This is a genomic window from Cyanobium sp. ATX-6F1, from assembly GCF_047395825.1.
GTDB lineage: Bacteria > Cyanobacteriota > Cyanobacteriia > PCC-6307 > Cyanobiaceae > ATX-6F1.
This window is the reverse complement of sequence record NZ_JBCEBF010000003.1, coordinates 842,794-860,548: the sequence shown is the minus strand read 5'-3', so window position 1 is coordinate 860,548 and position 17,755 is coordinate 842,794. Positions and strand designations below refer to the sequence as shown.

Here is a 17,755-nt window from a genome sequence, read left to right as displayed (position 1 = left end):
CTGGTTTCCTGTTGCCTTGTGCTCTTTTGGGTCAGAATGGTGCTGGTTGAGCGGACGCCACCTCCACGGCAAGAGCATCCAGAATCTGCTCCTCCACTGACCGGCATGGATTGCTTAACTCACTGAAGCGAACATCGAGCACCTGAACGAACAGGGAGGCGAATTCACTGCTGACGGTGCTGGCGAGTAGGTCAGCGGCAAATGCCCAGTGCTCCAACATCAGCGCCTTGCTGAGTTGTCCATCGGCAGCGGCATCAGTGGATTCTTGTTCCCACAGGCAGCAGTGGTTTTGGATGGCGGCGACAATCACGCCCTGGGCGGCATTCAGGGTCGCCAGGTCAATCGTGGAAAGGTCGGAAGGCATGGTCTGAACCTCTATGGGTTTCTTTGACACAATAACTATAGCATGTGATGCTGGTTCCTGGTGACTACTTGCTCGTTTGCTGTCGCTTGGTGCTTGAGGTATGGTGTCTTCATGGCAAAGCAAGTTCGTCTGACCCTCGCCAAGGCAATCGCCAAGGCAAATCTGCATCGTGCAGAGTCAGGGGAGAAACCCTGGACGATGAACTCCCTGGCGGTTGCTGCTGGTGTTGCGGCAACCACCATTACCCGCTTGGCGCGGTCCGATGACAAGGCAGCATCAGCACTCTCTCTGGATCTGGCGGGTAAGGTGGTGACGGTGCTGGATTGTGGGATTGAAGATTTGTTGGAGGTTGTTGAGTCGTAGTGTTCAGTCAGAACTACTTTTCCAAGGCATCAGCGTCCACTGTTTCAATCTTCTTGCCGAGGTCTTCCCTTGACCACTCTTCGGAAATCATTTCGGTCTGCTGTAGAACCAGGTCAATCGCTGATGCCTCTTGATCGGGTGGATACTTATATCGCTTGAGAAGTGCCTTGATCATCGTTCGCAGTCGTGCCCGAACGTTCTCCTTGTATTGCCAATCAATGCTGAGATTACCCCTAAGTTTTTCTGCCAGTTCCCGTGCCATCTTCATCAGCACCTCATCACCCATCAGGTCGTGTGCTGATTGGTTGTTCCCCAGGGCGTCATAGAAAGCAATCTCAGCAGTCGATAGACCCATTGCCGCAACTCTTTCTGCCTCATCACGGAACTGCTTTGCCATCGCAATCAGTTCTTCGATCACCTGTGCTGCTTCGATTGAGCGGTTGGTGTATTTGTTCAGTGATGCCTGGAGCAGTTCGCTAAATCGCTTCTGCTTGACCACATTGGTCTTGAAGCGTGTAGAGACCTCTTCTCTTAGCAACCGCTGAAGCAGTTCTACTGCCAAGTTCTTCTGGGGGATCTTGCTGACTTCTGCCAGGAATGAATCCGACAGGATGCTGATGTCTGGTTTTTCAAGACCTGCCACCTTGAAAACATCGGTGATTCCATCTGCGACAAGTGCCTGTGACATCAGTTGCCGCAACTCAAAATCAACATTCTTGGGGGCACCATTGCCGCCAAGAATGTCTTCTCCCTTGATCAGCGGTGCTCTTATCGCCTGAAGAAATGCGACCTCCTGATCAAGTGCCAATGCTTCATCAGTAGTGCCGCAAAGAGCAAATGCTTTGGTCATCGATAGCACCGTGTCGCAATATCGCTTCTTGCCATCAGATATTGCGAGGATGTGATCCAAACTGATGGGCAGGAGTTCCATCGCCGTCTTTGGATCCCTGAATCCACTCCAGTCGATTGGGTGGAGCAGATCTTTGGCAACCTGAAGTTTTTCCTTGAGGATTCGCAGCACCTCACTGGTGTCGATTGTTGGAGCACCCTTGCCCTTGGCAGCGGTGTAGGTCGCCAGTGCTTCCTTGAGTTGCGGTGCGATGCCGATGTAATCGACCACCAGACCGCCTGGTTTGTCTTTGAAAACCCTGTTGACCCTGGCAATCGCCTGCGCCAGGTTTGCCCCCTTCATCGGTTTATCCACATACATCGTCGCCAGGCACGGAGCATCGAACCCCGTCAACCACATATCCCGCACCAGCACGATCCTCAATGGGTCAGCAGGATCCTTGAACCGTTTCTCCAGATCTTTTTTTGCTGCTTGCTGGTGTGATGCGGTTGAAGGTGAGGTTCATCAGATGCCGATGCCGTCATCACCACCTTGATCGCTCCTTTCTTGGGATCGTCGTCGTGCCATTCGGGGCGTAGGGCAACGATGGCGGCATAGAGGCGAGCACAGATGTCTCGACTCATCAGCACACCAAGCGCCTTCCCTGGTTGGGTTTTGGATCGCTGCTCAAAGTGGGTGATCAAATCTGCTGCCACCTGCTTCAGGCGAGGTTCAGCACCCACCAGTGCCTCCAGTGCTGCCCACCTGCTTTTTGCCCGTTCAGCAGCAGGAATGTCGTCTTCATCTGAGAAGAGGTCATCCACCTGCTCATCCACCTGGGGCAGCAGTGGATCCTTGAGCGCCAGTTTTGCCAGGCGTGATTCGTAGTAGATCGGCACCGTGGCACCGTCTTCCACTGCCTGCTGAATGTCGTAGATGGAGACGTAGTGCCCAAAGACCGCTTGGGTGTCTCGATCTTCCTGGGAGATGGGAGTGCCCGTAAAGGCAAGGAAGGTCGCCTGGGGCAAGGCATCTCTGAGTGCCTTTGCCATTCCGTATTTGATTTCCCCTGTCTTGGCATCGAACCGTGCCTTGAACCCGTATTGGGTGCGGTGTGCCTCATCGCAGATCACCACGATGTTGCGGCGCTCGCTCAGGGTGGGAAAACGGTCTTCCCCAGATTCAGCAGCGAACTTCTGAATGGTGGTGAAGATGATGCCACCACTGGGTCGGTTGGCGAGCAGATCCCTCAGTTCCTGGCGACTGTCTGCCTGCTGAGGGTTCTCGCCCAGTAGATCACCAGCACCTGAGAAGACCCCAAACAACTGACCATCCAGATCCTGGCGGTCGGTGACCATCACCAGGGTGGGGTTCTCAAGGCGAGGGTCAGTGAGCAACTTGCCTGCCAGACACGCCATCTCGATGCTTTTGCCAGCGCCCTGGGTGTGCCAGACGACGCCTCCCTTCTTGTCGCCATCAGGTCTGCTTGCCTTCACCACCTGCTCGACTGCCGCCCTGACAGCGTGGAACTGGTGGTAGGCAGCAACCTTTTTGATGATCTGCCCGTCTTCTTCGAACAGGCAGAAGGAGCGAATGAAATCCAGGAACCGCCCCCGCTCAAACATCCCCCGCACCAAGGTCTCCAGATCACGGTGAGCACCTAATGGATCGAGGTCGTTCTCCCCTGAAATGGTGCGCCATCGCTGGAACCGTTCCCGATCAGCACTCAATGAACCTGCTCTTGCCTGAATGCCATCGCTGATCACCAGCAGCACATTGGGCGTGAACAGGTCGGGGATGTCGGTTTTGTAGGTCTGGAGTTGGTTGAACGCTGCCCAGATGTCTGCCTTCTCATCGGCAGGGTTCTTCAGTTCGATCACCGCCAGAGGGAGACCGTTGAGGTAGACCACCACATCAGGGCGGCGGTTGTGCTTCGTGCCTTGGATCGCCAACTGATTCACCGCCAACCAGTCATTGGCAGCAGGGTCATCAAACCCGATCACCTTGAGGCGGATCCCCACCTGCTGGTTCCCATCCATATAGGTGATGGGTAATCCCTGGGTCATCCAGCGGTGGAAGTTGCGGTTTGATGCCAGTAGACCAGGCACGTTGGGGTTCGCCAGTTGAAGCACCGCGACTTCGATGGTTCCCGCAGGAACATCAGGGTTCAGGCGCTTCAGTGCTGAACGCAGTCGCCCCTGGAGGACGACCTGGCGAAAGTCGGATCGTTCTGGGGTTCTGCCGTCGCTGTCGAGTTGGGGGGCAAAGACGTGTTTGTATCCCAGATCCTTGAACCACTCAAGGCACTGCTGCTCCAGATGGTCTTCTGTGATCAGTGCCATCAGATGCTCATCTCCTCAAGCATTCGCTCAGCATCAGGGATTCGGATTTCACCTGAGATGAGTTTGGGGAGGAGGGCATCACGCAAATCACTGAGATGCTGGGTTTCTTTCTGGCAGATCTTGATGGATGAGAATAGGGAGGTAGTGGTATCGCAGAATGCTCTTACAATGTCACCGCTTGGGGTAAGAAGCGGCATATCTCTGAGTATTTGCGAGTTTACCGCTGTAGCGATAGAGGATGTGCTGCCAAGAGAGTGGTAATCATATTGAGACAGCAAGCAGTATGTGTATTCAAACCCCGCCTCAGATCTCAGGGGAGAGAAATGAGCAATCGCTTCATTCGTGAGCATCTCACAAGCAGTGATTGCAACCCTTCCTACGGTGAGTTTGAAACTAACGATAACCGTATTCGCTGGAACGACCTTGACATTGAATCTTTCTACCGCTTCTCTGGTCAGGCATTCCGATGCTCTGTAAGCAAATACGCCTGCCTCGCCAAGATCTCGGATTGACAACCACGGAACATCAAGGTGACCACACGAAAACCAATGCGCCTCTTTCCTTGGAGGAGTTTTGCCAATAGATATCTGGTATTGATTACCTGCTGACTGAATCTTCCACCCACTCGGAATTTCACCCAGTTCCGAATCCTCAAATGAATCTGCGAATAGGTCGCTGATCTCATCAGGTAATCCAGTCGGGCGACCTTCTGCCTTTGCTCTTACTGGATCGAAATCCACAAACCACGACTTGAAGAGCGCCTTTGCCATCGCCTCCAAGGTTTCGTTGGTCTTGCGGTTGAGTTCGATCTTATCGTCGAGGGTGCCGAGGATATGAGCGATTGCTTGCTGAATCCATAGTTCTGGAAGGTGTATGGATGTTTCTTCGATGCCGCCTGCGCTTATATTCGGTTGAGCAGACCCATACGCTTTCTGCTCGATCTCGCTTCGCACCTCTTTGCTCTTGAGGTGAAAGAAAAGGAAGGAGGGGTCTATTAGTGCTTTGTTGTAAGAATGAAACCTCCCCACTCTCTGGTTCAAGGCACAAGGCGTATCCGCTTCTCGCACTCTCGCTACATCTCCAACATATCCTGTCATTGATATCAATATGTCTCCCTGCTCAAGCAGGAAGTCTCTTGCTTGATGTGCGACAACTTCTGAGACATATGAGCATCCATCCATCTCAAGGCGCCCTTCTTTCACGTTCGCTATCTTCACCACTGGAATCCCAGTGCTCTGCCAGTCACTGCTTTTGAAGGCAAAACCTGACCTGACTCTGGCGACACTACTTATTGATACTTGAGGATAGTCAGAACTCATATCCCAACCTCCTGAGGTTCTCAGCAATCTGCTGATCCAACCTTGCCCCTTCTTCCTGTTGCTGCTTCAGCAGACGAGTGAGGCGCTTCATCTTCTCCTCAAATGCCTCGCCATCGACTTCAACATCTGCTGCTCCCACATAACGCCCAGGCGTGAGCACAAAACCATTCTTTTCAATCTCTCCTAACTTGGCGCTGTAGCAGAACCCAGCAACATCCTCATAAGTATCAGTCACCTCGCCATTGCCACGCCAGGCGTGAACGGCAGCAGCAATCTTGTCAATATCCTCATCCGTCAGCACACGGTTGACCCGTGTTTCCATTGTTCCCATCTTGCGAGCATCAATAAACAAGGTCTCGCCCCTTCGATCACGACCACGCTGGGTCTTGTCGTTCGACAGGAACCAGATGCAGGCAGGAATCTGAGTATTGAAAAACAACTGACTGGGCATTGCCACCATTGCTTCCACCACATCGCCCCGCACCATCGCTTCTCTTATCTGCCCCTCTCCACTCTGATTGGAACTCATTGATCCATTGGCAAGAATGACCCCTGCTTGTCCCCCTGGTCGCAGTTTCCAGAGGATGTGTTGTAACCATCCATAGTTGGCATTACCGGCTGGTGGGCGTCCAAACTTCCAGCGGGGATCAATTTCGTATTTTTCGCCTCCCCAATCGGAGATATTGAAAGGCGGGTTTGCCATTATATAATCAAATTTGAGATCAGGGTATTGATCTCTTGAGAACGTGTCTGCAGGTTCTTGCCCCAAGTCGGCGGCGAAACCACGAATCGCCAGATTCATTGCCGCCAATCGCCAGGTTGTTGGATTGCTCTCCTGTCCGTAAATCGAAATATCATCTCGTCTGCCACCGTGCGATTCAACAAACTCTTCGCTGTAGACAAACATTCCGCCTGTTCCACAGCAGGGGTCATACACTCTGCCCCGATGTGGTGCCAAGACGGCAACAAGAAGTTTGACCCCAGATGGAGGAGTTAAAAACTCACCACCTTTTTTGCCTTCTGCGAGTGCAAACAGACCAAGAAAGTAAGAGTAGACCTCTCCCAGTATGTCTCCTGATTTCTTGCTATCTCCAAAACCGATGGTGGAGATCAGATCCACCAGTTCGCCCATGCGTCCTGGTTCTAGTTGAGCGGCACCAAATCGCTTATCTAACTTGCCCCGCAGTGTTGGGTTCTCGTTCTCGATGGCGACCAGTGCCTTGTCGATCAGTTGCCCGATCTCAGGTTGCTTTGCCTTTGCTCGTAGTGATTCCCAGCGAGCATCAGCAGGCACCCAGAACACGTTTTCTTGGGTGTAGTAGTCGCGATCCTCCAGTGATGCTTGCTGCTCTGCTGGGTCGTCTCCTACGTAGTTGTCCGATTCTGGGTCGCTCACCATCACCAGCACCTTTTGCTGCTGCTCGACAAAGGTGTCTGAGATGTATTTGAGGAAGATCAGCCCCAGAACCAAATGCTTGTATTCCGCCGCATCCATCTGTGCCCGCAGTTTGTCGGCACTCGCCCAGAGCACTGCTTTGAAATCCTTGGCGGGTGTTTCCTTCTTCGCTTTGCCTCGACCGTTGCCACTGGGAGCAGCGGATGCCTCATAACGACCACCGCCCTCAATGCCTTCTGCAAGGCGAATGGTTCCTCCTCTCCCTTGTCCTTTGAGGATCAGACCCAGACCCACCAAGCGGTCTTTGACTGTTGTGTATTCCTCTTCATCTATCTGGCGCTCCGCTGCCCGACCCAGTGCTTCTCTTGCTGAAAGGTTCCCAATCGTGCTGCCGTCCCCTGGAAGCACCTCCAGCAGCAGATCCCCCAGGTCGTCTTCTAGGTCGTCCTCTTCGCTCAGATCAGTCGCAAAGCTTGCTGAGTCGCTCAAGGGTCACTGACGGTATCTACCCATTTTGCCGTTTCCGACTGGTTTTTGCCCGATCAGACCCCTGTTTCCTGCCTCCTGTCCGCCCGTGGGAATACTTAGGGGGTAGTGCTCTTCCCGAACCCATGGCACCTCTCACCACATCGGCGATCACACTGGAACTGCTGCATGACACCCTGCTTACCCTCGACGCCATAGGCACAGGCGTAACTGCACTTGCCCTGGAGGCATCGGCGCATCCAGAGAAATCCCCACGGGTGAGGGTTTTGCTGGAAGGCTTCCAGGCGTTGCTACAAGACTGCGAAGACGATCTGGGGATTTACGCCGCTCTGGATTCCTGAGACCTCAGACATCGCTTGGTCTGCTGGCGTTGTTGGAACCCCCACGGGTTTCCCTTGATCACCTTCCCGCAGTGCTCACAGATAGTTGTCGGTATCCCCTTGACCCAGTTGGAGGGTCTCTCTTCTACAAACTCTCGCCTTAAGGGATCGTTGCCTCGCCCCTTTTGGTAGCGGGTAAGTGCAGGGGCGGTGGTGATTAAACCAGTCTCAAGGCAGCGGAAAAGTAGGTTTTGACCTCTCAGGTTCATGTGTCGCTTCATCTGTGGCATCTCTGACCCCCATCCGCTAATCGTATGAGGTGCGTTGGAATTCGGTCTGTCAGATCAGGAACGCTCTTGATGGTCTGAGTAGGTGGCACCCTTCAATCGGCTTTTGGGGCTTCACGGGCACCTGGTCCCGTCATAAAATCAATCAATCTTCTGCTGTGAACCACCTTTTGCCGTTGGTGAAAGGTTGGAACAACGGTTGGAACGTCCCTTCAAACACCAGTAAGGACAAAGACTTTGGCGACCCACGAAATCTTCATGCCCGCCCTCAGCTCCACGATGACGGAGGGCAAGATCGTGGAGTGGCTGAAGAAGCCCGGCGACCCGGTGGCCCGGGGTGAATCGGTGCTGGTGGTCGAATCCGACAAGGCCGACATGGATGTCGAGTCGTTTGAGGAGGGCTTTCTGGCCACTGTGCTGCTGCCCGCCGGCGGCACCGCGCCCGTGGGCGAGACCATCGGCTTGATCGTCGAAACCGAGGCCGAGATCGCGGCGGTGGCGGCCTCGGCGCCCGCCGCCCCCATGGCGGCCGCTCCCGCAGCGCCGACTGCTCCCGCCGCTGCCGTGCCCGCTCCTTTGGCCGCAGCGCCAGCCCCGGCCTCCGTTGCAGCGCCTGTGGCCGTGGCAGCCCCTGCCCCTGTGGTCACCCCTGCCGTGCCGGCGCCCGCCAATGGTGACGGCCGTCTGGTGGCCACCCCCGGGCCCGGAAGCTCGCCTCCCAGCTGGGGGTGGCCCTGGCGGGTCTGCGCGGCAGCGGCCCCGGCGGCCGTGTTCAGGCTGAAGACGTTGAGCTGGCTGCTGGGCGGGCCGTGAGCGTGCCCCGGGTGGCGGAAGGCACCGCCCCCGCCGCGCTGGCGCCCCCGGGCGCTCCCGGCTCCAACGGCGCCGCAACAGCCCCGGCCCCGGCCGGCCAGAGCTTCGGCGCCCCCGGCGAGACGGTGGCCTTCAACACCCTGCAGCAGGCGGTCAACCGCTCGATGCTGGCCAGCCTCGAGGCCCCCACCTTCCGGGTGGGCTACACGATCACCACCGACAAGCTCGACGCTTTTTATAAGCAGGTGAAACCCAAGGGCGTCACGATGACCGCCCTGCTGGCCAAGGCGGTGGCGCTCACCCTCGCCCGCCACCCCCAGCTCAATGCCGCCAACAGCCCCACGGGCATGGCCTATCCGGCGGCCATCAACGTGGCCGTGGCTGTGGCCATGGACGACGGCGGCCTGGTGACACCGGTGCTGGCGGCCGCCGATCGCACCGATCTCTATGCCCTCTCGCGCAACTGGGCCGACCTGGTGGCCCGGGCGCGCACCAAGCAGCTCAAGCCCGACGAATACAGCACCGGTAGCTTCACGCTCTCCAACCTCGGCATGTTCGGGGTCGATCGCTTCGATGCGATCCTCCCCCGGCACCGGCGCGATCCTGGCGGTGGCCGCCTCGCGGCCCGTGGTGGTGGCGCTCAAGGACGGCTCGATTGCCGTGCGCCGGCAGATGCAGGTGAACCTCACCGCCGACCACCGGGTGATCTACGGCACCCACGCCGCCGCCTTCCTCCAGGATCTGGCCCGCCTGATCGAGACCAACCCTGAAAGCCTGGCCCTCTGAGCGCCATGGGCCCGGGTGACTCGCTCGCGGCGGACCTGAGCCTGTCGAGTTATGGGTTCGAGCTGCCGGAGAGCGCCATCGCCCAGCGGCCGGTGGAACCCCGCCATGCCGCCCGCCTGCTGGCGGTGGAGCCGATCGGCTCCAGCGGGCCCCTGGCCCGGGGGCTCACGGTCTGGGACCTGCAGCACGAGCTGGAGCCCGGCGATCTGCTGGTGGTCAACGACACGCGGGTGCTCCAGGCCCGCCTCAGCGCCCGGCGTGCCAGCGGCGGGGTGGTGGAGCTGCTGGTGCTGCAGCCCTGGCACCAGCGGAGCATCGGCGAGGGGGAGGATAGCTGCTGGCTCTGCCTGGCCCGCCCCGCCAAGCGCCTGCGCCCCGGGGAGGTGTTGCAGCTGGAGGCCGCCGGCCAGCCCCCTGGAGCTGCCGGTGGTGGCGGTGGACGAGGCCAGTGGCGGCCGGGTGGTCCGCTTTCCGCCGGAGTGCACCAGCGCCGAGCGGATCGAAGGGCTGCTGGAGCGCTACGGCACCATGCCGCTGCCCCCTACATCCACGAGCACGACGCCGCAGACCAGACCCGCTACCAGACCCGTTACGCCGCGCGGCCCGGGGCGGTGGCGGCCCCACCGCCGGCCTGCACCTCAGCGATGAGCTGCTGGCGGCCCTGGCGGCGAAGGGGGTGACGATCGCGCGGCTCACCCTGCATGTGGGGCTGGGCACGTTTCGGCCCGTGGAGCAGGAGGACCTCACCGATTTGGAGTTGCACAGCGAGTGGGTGGAGCTGCGCCCCGAGCTGGTGGACGCTGTGGAGCGCTGCCGCGCCCAAGGCGGGCGGCTGATCGCGATCGGCACCACCAGCGTGCGCGCCCTGGAGGGGGTGGCCGCCCTGCACGGGGGCACCCTGGTGCCGTTCATGGGCCCGGTGAACCTGGTGATTCAGCCGGGGTTCCGCTTCCAGGTGGTGCAGGGCTTGCTCACCAACTTCCACCTGCCGCGCTCGTCGCTGTTGCTTCTGGTCAGTGCGCTGCTGGGCCGCGAGCGGCTGCTGGCGCTCTACGGCGAGGCGATCGCCCAGGGCTACCGCTTCTTCTCCTACGGCGATGCGATGTGGATTCCGCCGCAGGCGGTGCTGCCGGTGGCCAGGCCGTGAGGCCATGAAAAAGCCCCCGGGGTCTCCGGGGGCCGAGGGGTAGCGATCAGGGATGGATCAGGCGGCGGCCAGGTTGGCGGCCACGAAATCCCAGTTCACCAGCTTGTCGAGGAAGGTGGCCATGTAGTCGGGACGGCGGTTCTGGTAGTCGAGGTAGTAGGCGTGCTCCCAGACATCCATGGTCAGCAGGGCCTTCTGGCCGTGGGCCAGGGGCAGGTCGGCGTTGGCGGTCTTGGTGACCTTGAGGGTGCCGCCATCGAGCACCAACCAGGCCCAGCCGCTGCCGAACTGGGTGGCACCCGCGGCCTTGAAGGCCTCCACGAAGGCCTCGAAGCTGCCGAAATCAGCGTTGATCTTTTCGGCCAGGGCGCCTGTGGGCGCACCGCCGCCGCCGGGCTTGATGCTTTGCCAGTAGAAGCTGTGGTTCCAGACCTGGGCAGCATTGTTGAAGACGCCCGCCTTGGCGGCATCCCCGGCCACGGCAAGGATCACCTCCTCCAGGCTCTTGGCCTCCAAATCGGTGCCGACCACGAGGTTGTTGAGGTTGTTGACGTAGGTGGCGTGGTGCTTGCCGTGGTGAAACTCCAGCGTCTGGCGGGAGATGTGGGGCTCGAGCGCGTCGAGGTCGTAGGGCAGCGCGGGCAGCGTGTGAGCCATGAAATCGGAGCTGTTCCAGATTGAGAGGCCACTGTAACGACGGCGTTGGCCGCTCCCGGGTGACCCCGGAGGGGATCAGCCGCCGACGCGCACCAGCTCCACTTCGAAGATCAAGGTGGCGTTGGGGGGATCACGCCGCCGGCGCCGCGCTCGCCGTAGGCCAGATCGGGGGGATCACGAGTTTGCGCTTGCCGCCCACCTTCATGCCGGCCACACCCTCGTCCCAGCCCTGGATCACCCGGCCACCGCCGAGGGGAAAGCTGAACGGTTGGTTGCGGCTGTAGCTGCTGTCGAACTCCCTGCCATCGGGCAGGGTGCCCCGGTAGTTCACCAGCACGGTCTGGCCGGAGACCGCTTCGGCGCCGCTGCCCACGACCAGATCGGTGATCCGCAGGCCGCTGGGGGTGACGCGCTCCTTGGCGGCGGTGAGGTCGCCGCCGAGGGCACCGGCCTGGGCGAGCTCGGCTGCGTTCTCGGGGCTGGAGCTGGGTTCAGTGGCCATGGTGAACAGGGTGGGGTTGGGGTCGTTGGGGTCGAGCTCGAAGCTCCCCAGGGCCGGTTGTGCTGGGCTGGCCGGGGCGCCGCCGCTGGCCTGGGCCGTGGAGCTGCGGACGACGGCCTGCTGGAGATCACCACTCCCGAGGGCACCAGGGTTGATGGCGCTGGCGTTGACCGTCGTGGGGGCCACCAGCTGGCTCACCAAGGCGAGCAGCAGGCAGACCATGCAGACGCCGGAACTGATCAGGATGTCGCGCATGGCCAGGGCCCGTTGCAGGAGGGCCCGATTCTGCCAGTCAGCTCAGGGCAGCCGATCAATCGGGGATCTCGCGCAGCTCCGGGCGGCTGCGCAGGAGTTGCTCCAGGCGGTCGATGCGGCCCCGCAGCTCATCGACTTCCTTCTGGCGAGCCAGACCGACGTCCTGAAGGAAGTGATCGAGGTTGCGCTCCAGGTCGCGCTCCACCTGCTTCTGCACCTCCGGGTCCTCCCCCGCAGCCCCGTGAGCACCGCGTCCACCAGGGTGGCGGCCTGGGAGGGGTCCAGCCGTCCGCTGCTGACCCAGTCCTGGGTGACCTGCCGCAGGCGATCCGCCACCAGGGAGGTGGTTCCCAGGCCCCGCAGCAGCAGTTGCTGGAGAACGTTGTCGCGATCCATGGCCGTTGGGTGGGTGGTTGAAGGGGACAGATGCCCTTTCGACCCTGACGCTTCCTACCCTCCCTGGCGATGGGCAATGACCGGCACGTGTGGTGGCTCACCGCCCTGGGGGCAGGGTTGCTGGCCGGTGTGGCCCTGCCGCCGGTGGGGTTTCCGCCGCTGCTCTGGCTGGCGCTGGTGCGCCTGTGGGTCGCACCCCAGGGCCATCGCCCGCGGCCTTTCCTGCTGGGGTTCCTCTGGGGCCTGGGGGCGGTGCTGGCCTCCCACCGCTGGCTGCTGTGGTTGCACCCGCTCGACTGGGTGGGGGTGCCGGGGCCCCTGAGCCTGCCACTCGTGACGGGATTGTGGATCGCCCTTGGCCTGCTGGGGGGCTGCTGGTGGGCCTCTGGAGGCTGTTGGTGGGGCGGCTGGGGATCGAGCGCCTCAGCACGGCCCTGATCGGCGCGCTGCTCTGGGGGCTGGCCGAGACACTGTTGGCGAAAGGGCCCCTGTTCTGGATGGGCCTGGGGGGAGCGGCGCTGCCGGGGGATCCGGCCCTGGCGGGGCTGGCGGCCCTGGGGGGAGTGCCCTGGTGGCGAGCGCCCAGCTGCTGATCGGTTGGGCCCTGGCGCGGGCCCTGGTGCGGCAGGGCCCAGCCCGGCGGCGTTGGGCGCTGCTGGGGGCCCTGGTGCTGGCGCTCCACCTGGCCGGGGCGCTGGCGCTTGCCCGTGCCGGGGGGCGGGCACGGCTCAGGCGGCGGGTGAGGCCCTGCCGCCGCTGCGGCTTCTGGTGCTGCAGCCGGCGATCCCCACTCGCGAAAAATTTCGGGTCACTCAGCAGCAGCGACTGCTCGATCTGCTGGCCATGGCCCAGCGGGAGGCCGGCCAGCGCCGCGCCGATGCGTTGCTGTTGCCGGAGGGGGCCCTGCCCCCGGAGAAACCCTGCCGCTCCCGGCCGGTTCGGTGGTGCTGGGCGGGGGCTTCCGCTACGCCGGCGAGCAGCTGCGCAGCAGCCTGCTGCGCTTTCCCCGGGCGAGTCGCTGCCCGAGCACTGGGTCGACAAGCACCGCCTGGTGCCCCTGGGGGAGTGGGTGCCGTTCGCTGAGTGGTGGCGTTGGGCGGGGCTTTCGGCCGTGGGCGGCGTGACGCCGGGGTCCCCTCGCGGCTGCTGGCGGCTCAGGGCAATGGCCCCGTGGGGGCGGTTGGGGTGGCCATCTGCTACGAGCTCAGCGATGGGGCCGCCCTGGCCGGCGCCGTGCGCGGCGGAGCCGGCTGGCTCCTGGCCAGCGCCAACCTCGATCCCTACCCCGCCCAGCTGCAGGAGCAGTTCGTGGCCCTCGCCCGCCTGCGGGCGATCGAAACCGGCCGCTGGCTGGTGAGCTCGGCCAACACCGGCCCCTCGCTGGTGGTGGATGCCCAGGGCCGGGTGCGCTCGCGCCTGGCCCCCGGCCGTGCCCGCACCGGCGTGATGGAGCTGCAGCCCCTGGGCGGCCTCACCCCCTACGACCGCTGGGGTGACGCTCCGCTGCTGCTGCTGCTGGCGGGGGCACTGCTGGTGCGGGCGCTGTTGGTGCGGGCCCATGCCCACGGCGAGCGCGCCCACCCGGTCGCAGACGGGGTTGGGATCGTCGATGAAACCGGTCGGTGATGGGACGTTGATCGCTCCGCTGCCGCCCTGTTCAGCGCCCAGGTGCCCTGATGGGCCACCCCAAAGGGGGCCAGGGCCGGCTGTTGCCACGATCGTCACCGAGGGCCCCGTTGACTCGCCACCATGGCCCTGAGATCTGATCGCAGGCGGTGATGGTGGTCCTTGTGCTGGGTGAGTCGGAGCGCCGCAAGCTGGACGGCTCCGACGATGCCGACTTCTATGCCGAGCCCCGCTTCGTCCATCACCTTGACGGTGCCTTCCGCCAGCGGCTCACGGCCCTCTACCGGGAGAGGATTCCACCAGGTGCCGTGGTGCTCGATCTGATGAGCAGCTGGGTGAGCCACCTGCCGGAGGACATCAGCTACCAGGAGGTGATTGGCCATGGGCTCAACCCAGCCGAACTGGCGGCCAACCCACGTCTGGATCGCCATTGGGTGCAAAACCTCAACCTCAGCCAACGGCTGCCCCTGGAGGATTCCAGCGTGGACGCTGTGTTGATCGTGGCCGGCTGGCAGTACCTGCAGCAGCCCGAACATCTGGCCGCCGAGCTGCTGCGGATCGTGGGCCCCGGCGGACAGGCGATCGTGGCCTTCTCCAACCGGATGTTCGCCCAGAAGGCCCCGCGAGTGTGGACCGATGGCAGCGATCGGGATCACCTGGCCTACGTGAGCCGGGTGCTCCAGGCGCAGGGCTGGCCTTCCCCCAGCTGATCGCCGAAGCCACCCGGGCCGAGGGCCCGTTGGGCTGGCTTGGGGGGCACGGGGATCCGTTCTTCGCCGTGGTTGCTGAAAAGCCAGCGCCTTAACCCAGGGCCCAGGGCCGCCCGGGGTCACGGTTCACAATCCGTTACATTAGGCTGATCAAAAGACCGTTCCCCATGCTCGACGCCCTGTTTCCCATCGTTTACATGTTCAGTTTTGCGGTGATCGCTGGGGGCGCCTTCGCCTTGATGACCCAGAACCTTCGCGCTGCCTCCAGCCCCCCCAGCCCCCGTCAACGCCACCCCGAAGCCCCCGCTCCCGGGGAGGAAGTGCTCTATGTCGACCTCGGCCGCGAGCGGCTTGAGCAGCTTTACGAGCTTCCCTCCTGAGTCAAGGCTTGCCTTCTGGGCACACGGTGAAGCTCGATCGTTCCCGATAGCTTTCCTCGCCCATGTCATCCACGCTGAAGGAGGTCCAGGTGACGGATCGTTCAGGCTCGGCCAACGCGATCGGCCATTCAATCCGGCGTCGCTGGTATGTGAGTCCCACGCAGGTGAGCTCCTGATCATTGGCCATGAGTGACCAGAGCAAGCGCATGTCTCCCCGGTCGTAGACGATCGGTTGTTGCCCCTGATGGGCCTCGACCGGATAGCCGGGCTTGAGTTCAAGTTTTCGCTGGTTCTCCCAGCAGAGATAGTCGCCGTTCTCGGTGGGATAGAACCAGCAGGTTTCGTGGGCGATTTCCCCTAAGGAAACCTGATCGAGGCAGGAGATCTCCTCGATCTCGATTCGAGGCGATTGTTCAGGGCTCGGATCAGTCCAGGCCGATCCCCGGAGTTCGTAGGCCCCAAGCCACAGAGCTGTGGTGTCGAGGTGCGGAATCAAGGCATCGCAGATCAGGCGACGCTGCTCTGAAACCCCTGGTTCTGGCGCCGGAACCAATGGGAGGAAGGGATCGTCTCCACTGGCGTTGGCATGGCCCGAACCCACCAGGGCCTCGAGGCTGTGATCGACATCCGCAGGAACCCGGAACATCCGCAGGGCCGAACCACTGCCGACGCCCTGGAGTTGAGCCGCCAGGAGGTCGTCCCAGGTGACCTCGTCACCCGGCAGGGAGTCCTGGGGTGCCAGGACGAAAACGAGTGCATGCTCCATGGTCCTGAGGCGTTACCGCTGCAGCATCGGCCAGGTTGGATCAGCCGAGACCGATCTGGGCCAGGATGCTCTGGCCGGTGAGGAGCTCGGTGCCGAGCCCGATCACGAAGCCCAGCATGGCCAGACGGCCATTCCAGGTTTCGGCGAAGGCAACGAAACCGAAGCGGGGAGCAGGGGAATCGGGGGCCATGGGGGAAAAGAAGTTGCGAAACTTGAAGTAATTGTAAAGGCTCTTGAAGCCGTTGGATCGTTTTCTGCGCCTGCCCACGTGATCGCGCCGGCCCTGGGAGGTCAGGGCGATGTCTTGGAAGGTCGCCATGGCTTGGCTGATGCCTACTGATGGCTGGCGGGCGGTTGATACGGTGATTGATGGCCTGAGCGGAGGGGGCGTGGCGCGGGATCTGGTGCTGGCCGTTGGACTACCGGTGGCCCTGTTGTTGATCGCCACCTTGCTGCTTCAGCGTTGGCAGGGGCGCCTGCCACCCTGGCTGCGGCGACTGTCCGAGCGGCCCTCGCTGATCTGGAACGCCGGCATCGGCCTGATCCTTGCCCTGTCGCTGCTGCGCTGGTGGCTGCAGCGCTGAGGGGCTCCCTCAGCCAGCGCCCACCAATGCTCCACCACCGCCGGGGTGCCATACCAGCTCTCAGCGAAGGCCGATCCCGCCAGACGCCGCTGCACCATCTCTCGGAGCACACCGTGGCCTTGAGCGCCATATGAGGGCTGCCCAGCATCACCCGCGTGCCCGACGGGATCTGCCTCTGGAAGACTGTGATCCGGCGTTGATCACAGGGCCCTGAGGTGAATCCAGAGCCCGATTCCTCCGCCCCAGGCCCCCAGGCCCTGGAGTTGCCCGCGGGCCGCACGTTTCTGTGCAGCTGCGGCCGCAGCCGCCGGGGCTGGATCTGCGACGGCGCCCACCTCGGCACCGGCCTGATCGCCCGTGAGGTTCTGCTGGCGGAGCCGGGCACCGTGCAGGTGTGCGGTTGCGGCCGCTCCCGCCGCTTTCCCCTGTGCGACGGCAGCCATAACAAGCCGACCCGAAGGCCCTGGTGGAAGTGGTGGAGATGAAGGAACGCAGGCATCACGCCGACGTCCTGAAGACCCGTTTCTTCTTTTGATGAGCCGTCTCTGCGGCTTGGCCGGGGCGAGCGGCTGTGCTGTGCAGCGCACGCTTGGAGGGCCCTGGGTGCCACGTAGGGTGAAGTGAGGATTGCATCAGATCAAAAGGGAGAACGAACCATGCAGACGATCGAAGCCACGGTGAAGGCGTCGATGATTCATGCGCTTAATCACATCCTGGAGCTTGAACTGGCTGGGGTGGTGAAATACACCCATTACGCCCTGATGGTGTACGGCTACAACCGCATTCCGATTGTGTCCTGGCTCAAGGGCAACGCGGAGGAGGGACTGGTTCATGCCCACAAGGCCGGTGAGATGGTGACGCTGCTGGGAGGGCATCCATCCCTTCAGATCGGTTCACTGCTGGAGACCCAGAAGCACGACATCGGCGACATCCTGAGAGAGAGCATGGAGCACGAAAAAGAGGCACTCAAGGCCTATTACGAGCTACTCTCCCTTGCCGAAGAACATTCCGTGCTGATGGAGGAGTATGCAAGGGAGATGATCGTGCTGGAGGAACTTCACCTCGACGAGGTGGACAAGATGTTGCGCCGACCGGGCGATCTTGAGCCCTACCACGGTTGATCGCAGACCTCTTGCCTCAACGAATTCAGGTGAGGCCGCCCGCGAGCTGATTCATTCCTCAAGCTGTTAGACCATGGTGTCACGACGGCAAATCGATCTGCCTGTCAGCACCATCCCCACTGGGGTGAACAGGAGTTTCAGCCCCCTCGGCGCCTGCTGGGTCAAAGCTTGTCGGCCTCGCCCGGCTCACCGCTAGGCGATTGATGAGCAGTAGCTGACGGCCGTCACTCTGCCAACATTCCCTGGGGCTCAGGGAAACAGGAAGGGATGGTTGGCTCTTCCATCTCTGAGCCCTACTTCGATCAA

The 17,755-nt window shown here is 61.7% G+C and carries 18 protein-coding genes and 5 pseudogenes; 13 read left to right on the top strand and 10 right to left on the bottom strand.

Features of this window, described 5'->3' with window-relative positions; genetic code table 11:
• Nucleotides 1–31: 31 nt before the first annotated feature.
• Entirely contained in the window at nt 32–364 is a 333-nt protein-coding gene (locus AAF143_RS16665) for a hypothetical protein (RefSeq protein ID WP_255008978.1), read from the bottom strand.
• A 111-nt stretch (nt 365–475) separates the two neighbouring features.
• On the opposite strand from AAF143_RS16665, the gene AAF143_RS16660 reads away from it, so the two are divergent.
• Nucleotides 476–727 (top strand): hypothetical protein, encoded by a 252-nt coding sequence (locus AAF143_RS16660; protein ID WP_255008979.1) that lies wholly within the window; start codon nt 476–478, stop codon nt 725–727.
• 13 nt (nt 728–740) lie between these two features.
• On the opposite strand, the gene AAF143_RS16655 is transcribed toward AAF143_RS16660, so the two are convergent.
• The 4 genes from AAF143_RS16655 to AAF143_RS16640 are packed head-to-tail and all read right to left on the bottom strand — an operon-like array spanning nt 741 to nt 7,102.
• Nucleotides 741–2,000 carry a type I restriction enzyme endonuclease domain-containing protein gene (locus tag AAF143_RS16655; RefSeq protein WP_414027411.1) on the bottom strand — a complete coding sequence of 420 codons (1,260 nt, stop codon included), beginning with the start codon at nt 1,998–2,000 and terminating at the stop codon, nt 741–743.
• Nucleotides 1,997–3,898, bottom strand: coding sequence for a type I restriction endonuclease subunit R (locus AAF143_RS16650; protein WP_414027410.1), 1,902 nt, complete (start codon nt 3,896–3,898; stop codon nt 1,997–1,999). The genes AAF143_RS16655 and AAF143_RS16650 overlap by 4 nt, the downstream gene beginning before the upstream one ends.
• Nucleotides 3,898–5,217 (bottom strand): restriction endonuclease subunit S, encoded by a 1,320-nt coding sequence (locus AAF143_RS16645; RefSeq protein WP_255008981.1) that lies wholly within the window; start codon nt 5,215–5,217, stop codon nt 3,898–3,900. The genes AAF143_RS16650 and AAF143_RS16645 overlap by 1 nt, the downstream gene beginning before the upstream one ends.
• Nucleotides 5,207–7,102: a type I restriction-modification system subunit M gene (locus AAF143_RS16640; protein ID WP_255008983.1), complete on the bottom strand. Its 1,896-nt coding sequence runs from the start codon at nt 7,100–7,102 to the stop codon at nt 5,207–5,209. The genes AAF143_RS16645 and AAF143_RS16640 overlap by 11 nt, the downstream gene beginning before the upstream one ends.
• 122 nt (nt 7,103–7,224) lie before the next feature.
• On the opposite strand from AAF143_RS16640, the gene AAF143_RS16635 reads away from it, so the two are divergent.
• The 3 genes and pseudogenes from AAF143_RS16635 (at nt 7,225) to queA (ending at nt 10,452) form a co-directional block, all read left to right on the top strand.
• The gene (locus AAF143_RS16635; protein ID WP_255008984.1) at nt 7,225–7,440 is read left to right on the top strand and encodes a hypothetical protein; all 216 of its coding nucleotides are present in this window, start codon (nt 7,225–7,227) and stop codon (nt 7,438–7,440) included.
• 503 nt (nt 7,441–7,943) lie between these two features.
• Nucleotides 7,944–9,305: pseudogene (locus tag AAF143_RS16630) on the top strand (dihydrolipoamide acetyltransferase family protein).
• A gap of 5 nt (nt 9,306–9,310) precedes the next feature.
• Nucleotides 9,311–10,452, top strand: a pseudogene (gene queA / locus AAF143_RS16625) (tRNA preQ1(34) S-adenosylmethionine ribosyltransferase-isomerase QueA).
• 57 nt (nt 10,453–10,509) lie between these two features.
• Here queA and AAF143_RS16620 read toward each other — a convergent pair.
• The 3 genes and pseudogenes from AAF143_RS16620 to AAF143_RS16610 form a co-directional block, all read right to left on the bottom strand.
• Nucleotides 10,510–11,109: a superoxide dismutase gene (locus AAF143_RS16620; RefSeq protein ID WP_255008989.1), complete on the bottom strand. Its 600-nt coding sequence runs from the start codon at nt 11,107–11,109 to the stop codon at nt 10,510–10,512.
• Between the two features lie 75 nt (nt 11,110–11,184).
• Nucleotides 11,185–11,866 (bottom strand): annotated as a pseudogene (locus tag AAF143_RS16615) (FKBP-type peptidyl-prolyl cis-trans isomerase).
• Nucleotides 11,867–11,921: 55 nt separating this feature from the next.
• Nucleotides 11,922–12,262 (bottom strand): annotated as a pseudogene (locus AAF143_RS16610) (phasin family protein).
• A gap of 69 nt (nt 12,263–12,331) precedes the next feature.
• On the opposite strand from AAF143_RS16610, the gene AAF143_RS16605 reads away from it, so the two are divergent.
• The 6 genes and pseudogenes from AAF143_RS16605 (at nt 12,332) to AAF143_RS16580 (ending at nt 14,978) form a co-directional block, all read left to right on the top strand.
• Nucleotides 12,332–12,700, top strand: coding sequence for a hypothetical protein (locus tag AAF143_RS16605; RefSeq protein WP_414027409.1), 369 nt, complete (start codon nt 12,332–12,334; stop codon nt 12,698–12,700).
• A complete protein-coding gene (locus AAF143_RS16600) occupies nt 12,661–12,855 on the top strand; it encodes a hypothetical protein (RefSeq protein WP_414027408.1) in 195 nt (64 codons plus the stop codon). The genes AAF143_RS16605 and AAF143_RS16600 overlap by 40 nt, the downstream gene beginning before the upstream one ends.
• 4 nt (nt 12,856–12,859) lie before the next feature.
• Nucleotides 12,860–13,345, top strand: a complete 486-nt coding sequence (locus tag AAF143_RS16595) for a hypothetical protein (protein ID WP_414027407.1) — start codon at nt 12,860–12,862, stop codon at nt 13,343–13,345.
• 9 nt (nt 13,346–13,354) lie between these two features.
• Complete coding sequence (locus AAF143_RS16590; RefSeq protein WP_414027406.1) at nt 13,355–13,888, top strand: nitrilase-related carbon-nitrogen hydrolase; 534 nt, start codon at nt 13,355–13,357, stop codon at nt 13,886–13,888.
• 152 nt (nt 13,889–14,040) lie between these two features.
• A pseudogene (locus AAF143_RS16585) lies at nt 14,041–14,693 on the top strand (class I SAM-dependent methyltransferase).
• A 72-nt stretch (nt 14,694–14,765) separates the two neighbouring features.
• Nucleotides 14,766–14,978, top strand: coding sequence for a hypothetical protein (locus AAF143_RS16580; RefSeq protein WP_255008999.1), 213 nt, complete (start codon nt 14,766–14,768; stop codon nt 14,976–14,978).
• Nucleotide 14,979: 1 nt separating this feature from the next.
• On the opposite strand, the gene AAF143_RS16575 is transcribed toward AAF143_RS16580, so the two are convergent.
• Both AAF143_RS16575 and AAF143_RS16570 read right to left on the bottom strand, forming a co-directional pair.
• Nucleotides 14,980–15,744 (bottom strand): hypothetical protein, encoded by a 765-nt coding sequence (locus AAF143_RS16575; RefSeq protein ID WP_255009000.1) that lies wholly within the window; start codon nt 15,742–15,744, stop codon nt 14,980–14,982.
• Nucleotides 15,745–15,784: 40 nt separating this feature from the next.
• Nucleotides 15,785–15,934: a high light inducible protein gene (locus tag AAF143_RS16570; RefSeq protein ID WP_255009124.1), complete on the bottom strand. Its 150-nt coding sequence runs from the start codon at nt 15,932–15,934 to the stop codon at nt 15,785–15,787.
• A 127-nt stretch (nt 15,935–16,061) separates the two neighbouring features.
• Between AAF143_RS16570 and AAF143_RS16565 the strand changes: the two genes are divergently transcribed.
• From AAF143_RS16565 to AAF143_RS16555, 3 genes are all read left to right on the top strand, one after another.
• Nucleotides 16,062–16,328: a hypothetical protein gene (locus AAF143_RS16565; protein WP_255009002.1), complete on the top strand. Its 267-nt coding sequence runs from the start codon at nt 16,062–16,064 to the stop codon at nt 16,326–16,328.
• Between the two features lie 215 nt (nt 16,329–16,543).
• Complete coding sequence (locus AAF143_RS16560; protein WP_255009003.1) at nt 16,544–16,813, top strand: CDGSH iron-sulfur domain-containing protein; 270 nt, start codon at nt 16,544–16,546, stop codon at nt 16,811–16,813.
• 171 nt (nt 16,814–16,984) lie between these two features.
• Nucleotides 16,985–17,449 carry a ferritin-like domain-containing protein gene (locus AAF143_RS16555; RefSeq protein ID WP_255009006.1) on the top strand — a complete coding sequence of 155 codons (465 nt, stop codon included), beginning with the start codon at nt 16,985–16,987 and terminating at the stop codon, nt 17,447–17,449.
• Nucleotides 17,450–17,755: the final 306 nt, after the last annotated feature.

Bases quoted from the DNA above. Each gene is read 5' to 3' on its own strand.
- AAF143_RS16665 (WP_255008978.1), bottom strand. From the start codon at position 364: ATGCCTTCCGACCTTTCCACGATTGACCTGGCGACCCTGAATGCCGCC.
- AAF143_RS16660 (WP_255008979.1), top strand. From the start codon at position 476: ATGGCAAAGCAAGTTCGTCTGACCCTCGCCAAGGCAATCGCCAAGGCA.
- AAF143_RS16650 (WP_414027410.1), bottom strand. From the start codon at position 3,898: ATGGCACTGATCACAGAAGACCATCTGGAGCAGCAGTGCCTTGAGTGG.
- AAF143_RS16645 (WP_255008981.1), bottom strand. From the start codon at position 5,217: ATGAGTTCTGACTATCCTCAAGTATCAATAAGTAGTGTCGCCAGAGTC.
- AAF143_RS16635 (WP_255008984.1), top strand. From the start codon at position 7,225: ATGGCACCTCTCACCACATCGGCGATCACACTGGAACTGCTGCATGAC.
- AAF143_RS16620 (WP_255008989.1), bottom strand. From the start codon at position 11,109: ATGGCTCACACGCTGCCCGCGCTGCCCTACGACCTCGACGCGCTCGAG.
- AAF143_RS16605 (WP_414027409.1), top strand. From the start codon at position 12,332: ATGGGCAATGACCGGCACGTGTGGTGGCTCACCGCCCTGGGGGCAGGG.
- AAF143_RS16580 (WP_255008999.1), top strand. From the start codon at position 14,766: ATGCTCGACGCCCTGTTTCCCATCGTTTACATGTTCAGTTTTGCGGTG.
- AAF143_RS16575 (WP_255009000.1), bottom strand. From the start codon at position 15,744: ATGGAGCATGCACTCGTTTTCGTCCTGGCACCCCAGGACTCCCTGCCG.
- AAF143_RS16570 (WP_255009124.1), bottom strand. From the start codon at position 15,934: ATGGCCCCCGATTCCCCTGCTCCCCGCTTCGGTTTCGTTGCCTTCGCC.
- AAF143_RS16565 (WP_255009002.1), top strand. From the start codon at position 16,062: ATGGCTTGGCTGATGCCTACTGATGGCTGGCGGGCGGTTGATACGGTG.
- AAF143_RS16555 (WP_255009006.1), top strand. From the start codon at position 16,985: ATGCAGACGATCGAAGCCACGGTGAAGGCGTCGATGATTCATGCGCTT.